This is a genomic window from Nocardiopsis metallicus, assembly GCF_014201115.1.
Classification (GTDB): Bacteria; Actinomycetota; Actinomycetes; order Streptosporangiales; family Streptosporangiaceae; genus Nocardiopsis; species Nocardiopsis metallicus.
Map to the genome: position 1 here is coordinate 275681 of NZ_JACHDO010000001.1, position 10941 is coordinate 286621.

General features: G+C 70.3%; 14 protein-coding genes. 4 read left to right on the forward strand and 10 right to left on the reverse strand.

What is annotated here, in order from left to right:
- Positions 1–62 precede the first annotated feature (62 nt).
- The 3 genes from HNR07_RS01140 to HNR07_RS01150 all read right to left on the reverse strand — a co-directional run bounded on the left by HNR07_RS01140 (position 63) and on the right by HNR07_RS01150 (position 2307).
- Positions 63–773 (reverse strand): DUF2625 family protein, encoded by a 711-nt coding sequence (locus HNR07_RS01140; RefSeq protein ID WP_184360768.1) that lies wholly within the window; start codon positions 771–773, stop codon positions 63–65.
- 55 nt (positions 774–828) lie between these two features.
- Entirely contained in the window at positions 829–1272 is a 444-nt protein-coding gene (locus HNR07_RS01145; protein WP_184360771.1) for a GNAT family N-acetyltransferase, read from the reverse strand.
- Positions 1273–1458: 186 nt separating this feature from the next.
- Positions 1459–2307 carry a CAP domain-containing protein gene (locus tag HNR07_RS01150; protein WP_246420017.1) on the reverse strand — a complete coding sequence of 283 codons (849 nt, stop codon included), beginning with the start codon at positions 2305–2307 and terminating at the stop codon, positions 1459–1461.
- 419 nt (positions 2308–2726) lie between these two features.
- Here HNR07_RS01150 and recO point away from each other — a divergent pair, with 419 nt between their 5' ends.
- The 4 genes from recO to HNR07_RS01170 all read left to right on the forward strand — a co-directional run bounded on the left by recO (position 2727) and on the right by HNR07_RS01170 (position 6094).
- Positions 2727–3458: a DNA repair protein RecO gene (gene recO, locus HNR07_RS01155; RefSeq protein WP_184360777.1), complete on the forward strand. Its 732-nt coding sequence runs from the start codon at positions 2727–2729 to the stop codon at positions 3456–3458.
- The gene (locus HNR07_RS01160; protein ID WP_184360780.1) at positions 3455–4282 is read left to right on the forward strand and encodes an isoprenyl transferase; all 828 of its coding nucleotides are present in this window, start codon (positions 3455–3457) and stop codon (positions 4280–4282) included. The genes recO and HNR07_RS01160 overlap by 4 nt, the downstream gene beginning before the upstream one ends.
- Positions 4282–5124, forward strand: coding sequence for an SGNH/GDSL hydrolase family protein (locus HNR07_RS01165; protein WP_184360783.1), 843 nt, complete (start codon positions 4282–4284; stop codon positions 5122–5124). Before HNR07_RS01160 ends, HNR07_RS01165 begins: the two co-directional genes overlap by 1 nt.
- Before the next feature lie 127 nt (positions 5125–5251).
- Positions 5252–6094, forward strand: a complete 843-nt coding sequence (locus HNR07_RS01170; RefSeq protein ID WP_184360788.1) for an SGNH/GDSL hydrolase family protein — start codon at positions 5252–5254, stop codon at positions 6092–6094.
- Positions 6095–6151: 57 nt separating this feature from the next.
- Here the strand turns inward: HNR07_RS01170 and HNR07_RS01175 are convergent, their stop codons facing one another.
- From HNR07_RS01175 to HNR07_RS01205, 7 genes are all read right to left on the reverse strand, one after another.
- The gene (locus HNR07_RS01175) at positions 6152–6511 is read right to left on the reverse strand and encodes a hypothetical protein (protein ID WP_184360790.1); all 360 of its coding nucleotides are present in this window, start codon (positions 6509–6511) and stop codon (positions 6152–6154) included.
- On the reverse strand, positions 6508–6735 hold the full coding sequence (locus tag HNR07_RS01180) for a hypothetical protein (RefSeq protein ID WP_184360791.1): 228 nt from the start codon (positions 6733–6735) through the stop codon (positions 6508–6510). Before HNR07_RS01180 ends, HNR07_RS01175 begins: the two co-directional genes overlap by 4 nt.
- Before the next feature lie 155 nt (positions 6736–6890).
- Positions 6891–7874, reverse strand: a complete 984-nt coding sequence (gene sph, locus HNR07_RS01185) for a sphingomyelin phosphodiesterase (RefSeq protein ID WP_184360792.1) — start codon at positions 7872–7874, stop codon at positions 6891–6893.
- Between the two features lie 227 nt (positions 7875–8101).
- Positions 8102–8494 (reverse strand): Fur family transcriptional regulator, encoded by a 393-nt coding sequence (locus HNR07_RS01190; RefSeq protein WP_184360793.1) that lies wholly within the window; start codon positions 8492–8494, stop codon positions 8102–8104.
- Positions 8491–9393, reverse strand: a complete 903-nt coding sequence (locus HNR07_RS01195) for a metal ABC transporter permease (protein WP_184360796.1) — start codon at positions 9391–9393, stop codon at positions 8491–8493. The genes HNR07_RS01190 and HNR07_RS01195 overlap by 4 nt, the downstream gene beginning before the upstream one ends.
- The gene (locus HNR07_RS01200) at positions 9386–10237 is read right to left on the reverse strand and encodes a metal ABC transporter ATP-binding protein (RefSeq protein WP_184360798.1); all 852 of its coding nucleotides are present in this window, start codon (positions 10235–10237) and stop codon (positions 9386–9388) included. Before HNR07_RS01200 ends, HNR07_RS01195 begins: the two co-directional genes overlap by 8 nt.
- A gap of 73 nt (positions 10238–10310) precedes the next feature.
- Entirely contained in the window at positions 10311–10682 is a 372-nt protein-coding gene (locus HNR07_RS01205) for a DUF6703 family protein (protein WP_184360801.1), read from the reverse strand.
- Between the last annotated feature and the right edge of the window lie 259 nt (positions 10683–10941).

Genomic DNA, 10941 nt, shown 5'->3' on the forward strand with positions numbered 1-10941 from the left:
CGCGACCACGGCTGGATTTCCAGCTCGGGTCGCGGGCCCCGTTCCGTGTGCCGCGACGACGCTCAGAAGGATCCCAGCGGACCCGGGTCGGGCAGTCCCATGGATGAACAGAACTCCTGGTTCGCCCCGACCAGCTCGGAGACCGGAGCGGGCCCCCGAGCGGTCGCGGCCAGGTCCGCCTGTGCTTGGGCGGACCACAGGAACGGGTACACCGTGACGCCCTTCGACGGGTGCAGGTCCGCGGTCTCCGCACGCCAGCCCGGCCAGCGAAGGTCTTCGTAGAAGTCGGTCAGGTGACCCGCCAGCAGCCATTCCCACCAGCCCGAATAACCGGTGCCGAGGGTCTCCCACTCCAGGTTGTCCGGGGCGAAGTAGATCATCTCGCCCGGCGCCCCCGGCCATCCCGGGGCCTTGGTCTCCGGTCCGTTGAGGGCGAAGACCCCGCCGAGCACGTCGTGCGCCACCGTCAGCCGTGCCGGACGCACCGCCCCGACCTCGCTGGTCATGCCGTTGACCCGGTCCAACCCTGGCAGGTCCGTGCAGCCGTCGCCGTGTCCCCGCAGCCAACCGTCGTCCACCAGGATTCCGCCCGACTCCAGGGCGACCGCGCCAAGGAAGGAAGCGGCGCTCACCTGAAGCCTCAACAGACAGCGCCCCGGTTGTTCCGGGTCCGGTGGCAGCACCCGCACGTTCAGGGGACTGGCCTCGAACATTCGGCTCAGGTCCGGCCACGCGGGGCGCTCGACGTCGACGAGTTCGCTCAGTTCACGCATGAGCGCGTCCTTCCAGCCCGGGGCGGCACCGGGGACGGCAGCCAGAAGCAAAGGATCACAGGTACCGGTAGAACCCGTCGCCCTCCCACCGCGAGAAGCCGCAGGAGCGGTAGAAGGCGTGCACGTAGTCATCCTCGGCGGCGAGGAACTGGATCTTGTAGCAGCCCTCCCGCCCGGCGGTCCGCCGCACCTCGTCCATGAGCAGGCGGCCCACGCCCCGGCGGCGGTGTGACTCGGACACCACCAGGTTCTCCATGACCAGGCGCGGCCGACCGCCCCGGCTCAGGTTCGGCATGACCACGCAGTCCACCGTGCCCACCAGGTGACCCGCGGCGTCCTGTGCCACCAGCAGGGATCTGCCGCTCTGCGCCTCGATCTCCGCCCAGATCCGCGCGGATCTGGGCGCTGACAGTACGGGGTCCTCCGGGTACATCTCACCGAGGAGCCGCAGGACGTGGGGAAGGTCGGCGCCGGTCGCTGGCCGGATCTCGATGCTCACCCGAGGCACTCTAGCCATCCGGCCTGTGGCACTGATCACCCGGCCCCGGGGTCCAGTCGTCGGACAGGCCGGGTGGTGTGGTCGCCACACGAGGGCCCGCCGCCGTACGCCCCACACGACGAGAGCGGGCCGCACCCCCCTTGGAGGATGCGGCCCGCTCTGGTCTGTTCCGGTCAGCCGGTTCGACTACTCCCAGCCGAACTTCTGGGTCCAGGCGAAGTTGGCCTCGCCGACACCGATGGCGACCAGGCCGCAGTTGAGGATGTTGGCCCGGTGACCGGGGCTGTTCATCCACGCGTCCATGACCTGGTCGGCGGTGCGCTGACCCTTCGCGACGTTCTCGGCGCCCCACGCGTCATACCCGTGCCTGCTCGCACGATCGCCCGGGCCCTCGCCGTCGGGGCTCTCGTGCGCCATGTAGTTGCGGGCGTCCATGTCCTCGCTGTGCTCTTGGGCGGCAGCCGTCAGCCGGTCGTCCACGCGCAGCGGGCCGCAGCCGTTCGCGGCGCGCTCGCTGTTGACCAGGGTCACCACGGCCGAGGCGCTGGGACCGCCGGCGGCCTGATCGCTGCCGCCACCGCCCCCGTTGCCCCCGCCACCGTTCCCGGCGCCGGAGCCGTTGCCGCCGCCTCCGCTGCCGCCATCGCCGCGGTTGCCCGCGTCATCTTCGGCCCCGGAGTCCCCGGAGCCCTCGGCGGACGAGGAACCGGTGACCGCGGTGCTCTGCGGGCCGCTGTCCCCCTGGGGCTCAGCGGCTTCGGGCGCGTCGGTGGGAGGCTCGAAGAAGTCGTCGTCGGTGGCCGTGTCGGGAGCGTTGGAGTCGTCGCTGATCGCGCCGCCCACCTCGCCGACACCAGCGGCGGTCGTGCCGTCCGCGGGGTCCGCCTCGTTACCGACTCCGGAGAGCACCAGGGCCCCGGCCAGGGTCAGGCCCACCGGGATCGCGGCCATCGCGGCGACCAGCGGGACCCTTCTGGCCTTCCTGCCCTTCCTACGTGGTTCCTCGTGGTCCGAGCGCTGTTCGCGAGCGCTCATTCTGCGCCTGCCTCGGCGACCTCGCGCCATATCGCTCTGCCTTCCGTGCCGGGTGGGGAATAGTTCGGGCACCCCTGCGGGGTGGTCGGGGACCGCGGCTCCCGACGGGGTTCCGCCGCCGGGGGTGGGTCTTCCCCGGGCCGGGTCTTCCCGTGCCCATGGCCACGTGAGAAATCAGTGGCCTCGTGTGGATCGGGCCAGGTTTACGGTCTCGGTCGTCAAAGCCGCGGGGGAGGGGCGGCGGGACCGAAACCATCAGGCCCTAGCGCGTGAGAGTAGAGCAAATATCCCCAAAAGGGAATCCAAACCGTAATAAACCAGCTCAGGGTGCTGCGCGTCGTCGGGACGCCGGGAAACCCGCGTCGGTGGTCCGTACCGGACCGCACGGGACGGTCGGTGCCATCCGCGACAATGGGACCGTGAGTCTCTACCGCGACGAAGGCGTAGTCCTGCGCAACCAGAAGCTGGGCGAGGCCGACCGCATCGTCACCCTCCTGACCCGCCGCACCGGGCTGGTGCGCGCCGTCGGCAAGGGCGTGCGCCGCACCAAGTCGCGCTTCGGCGCCCGGCTGGAGCCGTGCACCCACGTCGACCTCCAGCTGCACACCGGCCGGACCCTGGACGTCATCACCCAGGCCGAGACCGTGCGCTCCTACGGGGCCGGGGTCGTGTCCGACTACTCCCGCTACACCGCCGCCACCGCGATGCTGGAGACCGCCGAGAAGATCGTCGCCGTGGAGAAGGACCCGGCCCTACGCCAGTTCCTCCTGCTCATCGGTGCCCTGCGTACCCTGGGAGAGGGAAGCCACGACTCCCGGCTGGTCCTGGACGCCTACCTCCTCCGGTCCCTGTCCGTGGCCGGGTACGCCCCGGCCCTGGCCGAGTGCGCCCGCTGCGGCAGCCGGGGGGAGCACCGTGCGTTCGCGGTCCACGCCGGCGGTATGGTCTGCTCGGTGTGCCGTCCCCACGGTTCCACGCACCCCTCGCCGGACACGCTCCGACTCATGTCGGCGCTGCTCGGGGGCGACTGGGACAGCGCGGACGCCAGCGACGGCAAGTACCGCTCCGAGTGCAGCGGGCTGGTCGCGGCCTACCTACAGTGGCACCTGGAAAACGGAATCCGATCACTGCGCCATGTGGAGCGTTCTTGAGTCTGTTCAGCTTCGACAACGGTAAGCGGCGCGAGCGGGACTACACCCCGCCCGTCCCGCACCCCAGCGGGGCCCGGCCCCCGCAGCTCCCCGCCGACCTGGTGCCCCGCCACGTGGCCGTGGTCATGGACGGCAACGGCCGTTGGGCGAAGGAACGCGGCCTGCCGCGCACCGAGGGCCACAAGGCCGGCGAGTCCTCGCTCTTCGACGTGATCGAGGGCGCCCTGGAGATGGGCGTCCCCCACCTGTCGGCCTACGCCTTCTCCACCGAGAACTGGAAGCGCTCGCCCGACGAGGTGCGCTTCCTCCTCGGTTTCAACCGCGACACCATCCGCAACCGCCGAGACGAGCTGCACGCCCGCGGCGTGCGCGTCAAGTGGGCCGGACGCTCCGGGATGCTCTGGAAGAGCGTCATCAAGGAGCTCAAGGACGCGGAGGAGATGACCAAGGACAACACCGGGCTCACCCTCCAGTTCTGTGTGAACTACGGCGGGCAGGCCGAGATCGTGGACGCCGCGCGCGAGCTGGCCAGGCAGGCCGCCGCCGGGCAGATCTCCCCGGAGAAGATCACCGAGGACACCCTCGCCCAGCACCTGTACGCCCCGGACGTCCCGCCGGTGGACCTGTTCGTGCGCTCCTCGGGTGAGCAGCGGTTGTCCAACTTCCTCCTGTGGCAGTCCGCCTACGCCGAGTTCGTCTTCCTGGAGACGCTCTGGCCCGACTTCGACCGCCGCGACCTGTGGCGAGCATGTGAGATGTACGCGAGCCGGGACCGCCGCTACGGCGGGGCAGTGCCCAACCCGGTGGAGGAGGAGAAGAAGTGATGGCCGAAGGCAACGGCTCGCAGAGGGCCGCGGACTCCACGGGGTCGGAGCCCCCGCTGATCAGGCCCGGGATGACGCTCGCCTCGCTCGGTGACAGCTTCACCGAGGGCGTGGGCGACCCCTACCCGGACGGCGGCGGTGTCTTCCGTGGCTGGGCGGACCGGCTGGCCGAGCACCTGGCCGACCACACGGGCGGGATCGAGTACGCCAACCTCGCCGTGCGCGGCAAGCTCATCCGCCAGATCGTCACCGACCAGGTCCCGCCCGCCCTGGAGATGGCCCCGGACCTGGTCACCCTGTGCGCGGGCGGCAACGACCTGCTGCGCCCCGCCGGTGACCCCGAGCGCCTGGCCAAGATCCTGGACCACACGGTGGGCCGCCTGCGCGCCAAGGGCAGTCAGGTCGTGCTCTTCACCGGCGTGAACGTGGCCACGGGCTACATGCGCGGCACCATCGGCCTGTTCGCGCGCTACTACATGAACGTGCGCGCGATCGCCGACAAGCACGACTGCTTCCTGGTCGACCAGTGGTCCATGGACGTGCTCACGGACTCCCGTGCCTGGGACGAGGACCGCCTGCACATGTCCCCGGAGGGCCACCGGCGCCTCGCCCTGCGCGTGGCCGAGGTCCTGGGCGTGCCCACCGAGGAGCGCTGGGACGCGCCCTGGCCCGAGGCGGACCCGGTCAGCTGGACCGAGGCGCGCCGGGGCGACCTGCACTGGGTCAAGGACTCCCTGGGGCCGTGGATCGGGCGCAGGCTCACCGGTAAGTCCTCGGGTGACACGGTGACCGCCAAGCGCCCCGAGCTCACCCCGCTCACCCCACTCACCAAGGACCGCTGACGCCGCTGCCGCGCCTGGCGCGACGTTTCCGGGCGCACCGCCCATGGTGTGAGCTCAGCCCCAAAACGCGACAAACCATATACCTACTGTCGCGTAACCAAGGCCTTGAGTAGCATCATCGAACACCATGAGCGGTGTGCCGACCGGATCTCCCGGTGACCTGAAAAGCAAGGACATCCTGTCCTACGTCGCCCTCGGGGACAGCTTCACCGAGGGCATGAGCGACCACTACCCGGACAGCGACAGCGTGCCCAACGGCCGCTATCGAGGCTGGGCCGATCGCGTGGCCGAACACCTCGCCGACCACGTGCCCGAGGTCCGCTACGCCAACCTCGCCATCCGCGGGCGCCTCATCGCGCAGATCCGCGACGAGCAGGTGCCGCGTGCGGTCGAGATGAAGCCCGACCTCATCACCGTCTGCGCGGGTGGCAACGACATCATCCGCCCGGGCAGCGACCCCGACCAGGTCGTCGAGATCTTCGAGTCGATGATCGCCGACCTGCGCGCCACCGGAGCCCGGGTGGTCATCTTCACCGGCTTCGACACCAACTGGCAGCCGGTCATGCGCCACCTGCGCGGCAAGATCGCCACCTACAACATGCACATGCGCGCCGTCGCCGACAAGTACGGCTGCGACGTCGTCGACGTGTGGAGCATGAAGATCTTCTCGGACGCGCACGCCTGGAACTGGGACCGCCTCCACCTGTCCTCGGAGGGCCACCGGCGCCTGGCCCTGCGCGTGTGCGAGGTCTTGGACATCCCGGTCGACGGCGACTGGAACGAGCCCTGGCCGCCCCCGGCGCCCCGCGACTGGCGCGCCGCCCGCCAGGAGGACCTGCACTGGGCCCGCGAGTTCCTCGTCCCGTGGATCCACCGCCGACTCACCGGCCGTTCCTCGGGCGACGGCGTCCACGCCAAGCGCCCCACCCTGGAGCGCTGCGACCCACCGCAGAGCCGGGACCACCACTGACCACGCCGTGCGGCCCTCGACACCGGGGGCCGCACGGGTGTGTGGGGCCGGGCCGACTCAGCAGGTCGGGGTCAGGTTCTGGGTGGTGGCCATGTTGACCTTGCTCGGCAGGGGGCTGACCGGCCAGTTGGGTGTGGAACCGCCCGCCGCGTGGATCGCCGTGCGGATGAGGTCCAGGCCCCGGCCCAGCACCCGGGTCGGATCCGCCTCGTCCAGGAGCAGGATCTCCACGGTGATGCTCCGCTCGGCGGCGTCGGTGCTCACCGTGGAGTCGGTGAAGTCGGAGTTGAGCCTTTCGAGTTCGAGCAGTCCGCGCATCACGGCCTCGCCGTGGGCGTGGAACATCTCCGGGGTGGTCGCGGGCGCCGCGGCCAGTTGGAACTGGAGGGAGAGCTGGGTGGCCTTCCTCGCGCTCACACGTCCTCCTTCTGCTCGGGCCGGCACACTCGTCTGACGAAGCGTACGGTCTGATTCCAGTAGTTCGGGTTGGCGGGTGTCAGGTGCACCTGTCTCTGGTGGTTACCGCACGGGCACTTGATCGTGTAGTAGGCGGGCGGATTCTCGATCCGCCATCCGAGGTCCGAGATCTGCCGGAGCGCCTCCTCGCCCTCCTTCCTCGGATGCTTCCTCCAGTAACCCAACGGGAATCCTTCCCAGATTCGCTCATCGGCGGCGATTCTGTCGAGAGTGACTGTGCGCACCCTAGCCGTCGTGCGCGGAGAAACGGGAGGGGTGCCGGGAAAGGACGGAGGACCCCGCCGACGGCAGGGCCCTCCGGGCGCGCGTTGGGGGCCGGTCAGACAGCGGGGGCGGTGCCGAAGACCGGGTAGTGGTCGGAGTAGTCGTCGTAGGTGTAGTCGCGTCCCCATGAGCGGACCGTCCAGGGTTCGCTCTTCACGGCCCGCGTCTCGTTGACGTAGGACCGCGGGGCCGCGCCGTTGCGGACGGGCAGGACGTGGTCCAGCTGCTGCGGATCCCAGTTGGGGTAGCCGTGGGCGGCGATCGAGTTGGTGGTGGGGTCCCAGGAGATCGCGTCACCGGTGTGGGCCGGCTCCACGGCGTCGAGCCGCTTGACCGCCCGGTCCCATTCGGCGCTGCCGCCCACGATGTTCAGATCACCGGCTACGTAGATCCGCTCGTCGTCGGGGATGGCCTTCTCGTCCAGCAGCGCGACGATCTGGTCCAGCTGGGCCTCGCGGACCCTCTCGTCCTCGCCGTCGGCGCAGGCGCCGTCCTCGGACTGCATGTGCGTGCCCACCACGTGCAGTGGGCCTTCGGGGGTCTCCAGCTCCACGTAGGCGAAGCCCTTGTTGGAGAACCAGTCGGCTCCGCAGGAGCGGGAGAACACGTGCTGTTCGGCGCGGAGGATCGGCCAGACGCTGTGCACGCTCACACCACCGTTGGTGGCGGTCTCGTGCCGGAAACCGGTGGTGTGGTCCCAGCCGGAGGTGGAGCGGCCCAGGACGGGTGTGCCGTGCGGGTACTCCTCGGCCAGGCCCGAGCGCAGGCGTTCGGCGCTGGAGTTCTCGAACAGTTCCTGCAGGACCACCACGTCCTGCCCGGAGAGGACGCCGTCCTGGACGGTCAGGTCGGCGCGGATGTCCTGGCCCCAGTTCGGGTAGAGGGCCTTGGGCAGCAGGAAGGCGTTGTGGGTGACGATGCGGGGGTGGGCCGCGTCCCGCTGGACGGAGGGGCCCGGTTCGGCGGAGGCGGGGGAGGCGGACAGGAGCGGGGAGATGAGCAGCGCGGACAGCAGCGCCGCCGTTGTTCGTCTGTACACGAACACAAAGCCTGGACCAGCCGCCGCACAGCATGACTACCAACGGGTAACCATCGGGTGGAGACCACGTGCACGCCGGTTTCCGTGCGTCAGGATCCCTGGCGCTGTGTAGTGCACTCGTGCGCACCAGTCCCACGGGCCCACGCGCGCCACAGCTATCACAGACGACGGGGGCCCCGCGCACACCGGGAAACGAAAAGGTGTGCGCGGGGCCCGAATGCCGTCGGTCAGGCCCGCTGCGCGGTGCGCAGGGAGCAGTTGCCACAGGTGCCGAACACCTCGACGGTGTGGGTCACCCCGGTGAATCCGTGCTGGGCCCCCACCTCGGCGGCCCACTTCTCCACGGTGGGGCCCTCGATCTCCACGGCTGTGGAGCACGAACGGCACACCAGGTGGTGGTGGTGGCTCTCGGTGTCGCACGCACGGTAGACGGCCTCGCCGTCGTCGGTGCGCAGCACGTCCACCTCACCGGAGTCGCTCAGAGCCTGCAGTGCCCGGTAGACCGTGGTCAGGCCGATCTTCGATCCGTCGGCCCGCAGGTCCGCGTAAAGGTCCTGCGCGCTACGGAAACCGGAGGACGCGGTCAGTGCCTGGCGAACCGCATCACGTCGTGTACTCATGGTGTCACCCTCCCCCGATCAGTCTGGGGCATCGTATCCGCCGGACCCTCCGCAACGGGATGCAGGGGGGCCGGTGGGCGCCGCTTGGTCAGGCGGCGCAGGACCCCGCCGACGAGCACGGCGAGGCAGAAGAACGCCAGGGCCAGCAGCACGATCGTGGCGCCCGGCGAGAGGTCGGAGTAGAAGGCCGTGGTCAGCCCGCCGAGCGAGGAGAGCAGCCCGATCAGGATCGCCAGCCCCATCGTCACCCGGAAGCTGCGGCTCAGCTGCTGGGCGGCGGCGACCGGGACGATCATCAGCGCGCTCACCATCAGCACACCCACCACCCGCATCGCGATCACCACGGTCAGCGCGGCGGTCACCGCCAGCAGGATGCTCAGGAAACGGACCGGGAGGCCGTGCGCCCTGGCCACCTCCTCGTCCTGGCACAGCACGAACAGCTCACGGCCGAACACCGCCAGCACCGCGACCACGCCGACCGCCAGCACACCCACGATCCAGATGTCCTGCTCGCCGACGGTGCTCACCGAGCCGAACAGGTAGGAGGTCAGGGTGGCGTTGCTCGCCCCCGGGGTCAACCCGATGAGCAGCACACCGCCCGCGATACCGCCGTAGAACAGCAGCGCCAGCGCCACGTCCCCGCTGGTACGCGTGCGCACCCGGACCAGTTCCATCACGATGGCGCCCGCGGTGGCCACGACGGCCGCGGTGAGCACCGGCGAGGTACTGGTGAGCAGACCCAGTGCCACGCCGGTCAGGGCGATGTGGCCGATGCCGTCACCCAGCAGGGCGAGCCTCCGCTGGACCAGGAAGGTGCCGATGATCGGGGTGACCAGGCCGACCAGCACCGCGGCGATCAGCGCGCGCCGCATGAACTCGTACTGGAGCAGCTCAGTCACGGCGGGGTACCTCGAGTCTGATCATCTCCGACGGCGCGGCGGTGGGCGCGGCGTGCGGATCGGGGTCGTTGGGGTCGGGGTGGGGGTGCTGGTGCTCGTGTCCGGGACGCGCGCACTCCCCGGTGGCCTCGGGCGCTGCGCCGTCGTGCACGATCCGGCCGTGGTCCAGCACCACCGAGCGCTCGATGACCTCTTCCAGCGGGCCCAGCTCGTGCAGGACCAGGACCACGGTGCTGCCCTGGTCGCGCAGGCGGGCGATGGACTCGGCCAGGGCGCGCTGATTCTCGGCGTCCACCCCGGCCATGGGCTCGTCCATCACGAAGGTGTCGGGCCGCCCGGCGAGCGCGCGGGCGATCAGTACCCGCTGCTGCTGGCCGCCGGAGAGCTCGCGCACGGCGTCACCGGCCCGGTCGGACAGGTCGACGGCGGCCAGGGACTCGTCGACGGCGGCGCGGTCCTCCCGGGTCGGCCAGGAGAGGCGGCGGCGCCGGGCGACCTGCCCGGAGGCGACGATCTCGCGCACGGTGGCGGGCACGGCACCCCCGGCGGTGAGCCGCTGGGGCACGTAGCCGATCCGCTTCCAGTCCCGGAACCGGCGCAGCGGCGTGCCGTGTACGAGGATCTCGCCGGAGCTGAGGGGGACGATGCCGAGCATCGCGCGCATCAGGGTGGACTTGCCCGAACCGTTGGGTCCGAGGACGGCCATGGTCTGACCCGCGGGTATCTCGAGGCTGAGGTCGTCGAGGACGGGAACGCCGTCGTAGGCGACTCGCGCGTCGATGGCCTGGAAGGCGGGCGGGGTCTCGGGGCTCGGGGCCCCGTCCTCCGTGAACTGGGCAGACACTGCTTCATTATGACGAAAACGAAAATGGTTGTCAAAATTAACAGGGGTGTCCTGTCCCTCAGGGGCCCGCCCCTCACAAACCCAGCATCCGGGCCGTGGCCAAGACCAGCACCACCAACATCATCAGCACGCGGGGCACCCGCTGCTGTCGGGTCAGGGCGGGCCAGGTGAGGTAGGCCAGCCACAGGAAGAACACGGCCACCAGCAGCAGACACAGCCCGCCCAGCGGGCCGGGGGCCACCAGCCCCGCGATGAACAGTGCCCCCAACACCACCGGCGGGATCCACCGCGGCCGTTGGTGCAGCCACACCAGGGGTACCGCGCTGCGCTGTTCGACCTTGCGGCGCAACCGCCCGGCGCCCGGTGTGAGAAGGCTGTCACCCAGGGGAAGGGGGCGTCCGCGCCCGACTCGCCGTCGTTCGTCCTCGTGCTCGGGAGAGGCCATCGCCGCCCGTTCCTGTTCTTGTGCCGCGGAGCTGTCAACTCCGCCCGAGGACTGATGAGGGCCCTCAGGTGTGCGAACCGTGCCCCAGCTCCTGTGATAATCCTTGAATCGTTGGATCTGACCCTAGTGCAGGGATCTGGCACAGCGCCGGGCGAAGGCGCGGCAGTAGCGCGGCACCGCCGCGCGATCCCCCTCGCCCCCGCATCCCCTTCTGTTCCGGGTTTGACACGAGACGGGTCAGGAACCGCCTACATTCAGT

Bases quoted from the DNA above. Each gene is read 5' to 3' on its own strand.
- HNR07_RS01170 (WP_184360788.1), top strand. From the start codon at position 5,252: ATGAGCGGTGTGCCGACCGGATCTCCCGGTGACCTGAAAAGCAAGGAC.
- HNR07_RS01165 (WP_184360783.1), top strand. From the start codon at position 4,282: ATGGCCGAAGGCAACGGCTCGCAGAGGGCCGCGGACTCCACGGGGTCG.
- HNR07_RS01150 (WP_246420017.1), bottom strand. From the start codon at position 2,307: ATGAGCGCTCGCGAACAGCGCTCGGACCACGAGGAACCACGTAGGAAG.
- HNR07_RS01205 (WP_184360801.1), bottom strand. From the start codon at position 10,682: ATGGCCTCTCCCGAGCACGAGGACGAACGACGGCGAGTCGGGCGCGGA.
- HNR07_RS01190 (WP_184360793.1), bottom strand. From the start codon at position 8,494: ATGAGTACACGACGTGATGCGGTTCGCCAGGCACTGACCGCGTCCTCC.
- HNR07_RS01140 (WP_184360768.1), bottom strand. From the start codon at position 773: ATGCGTGAACTGAGCGAACTCGTCGACGTCGAGCGCCCCGCGTGGCCG.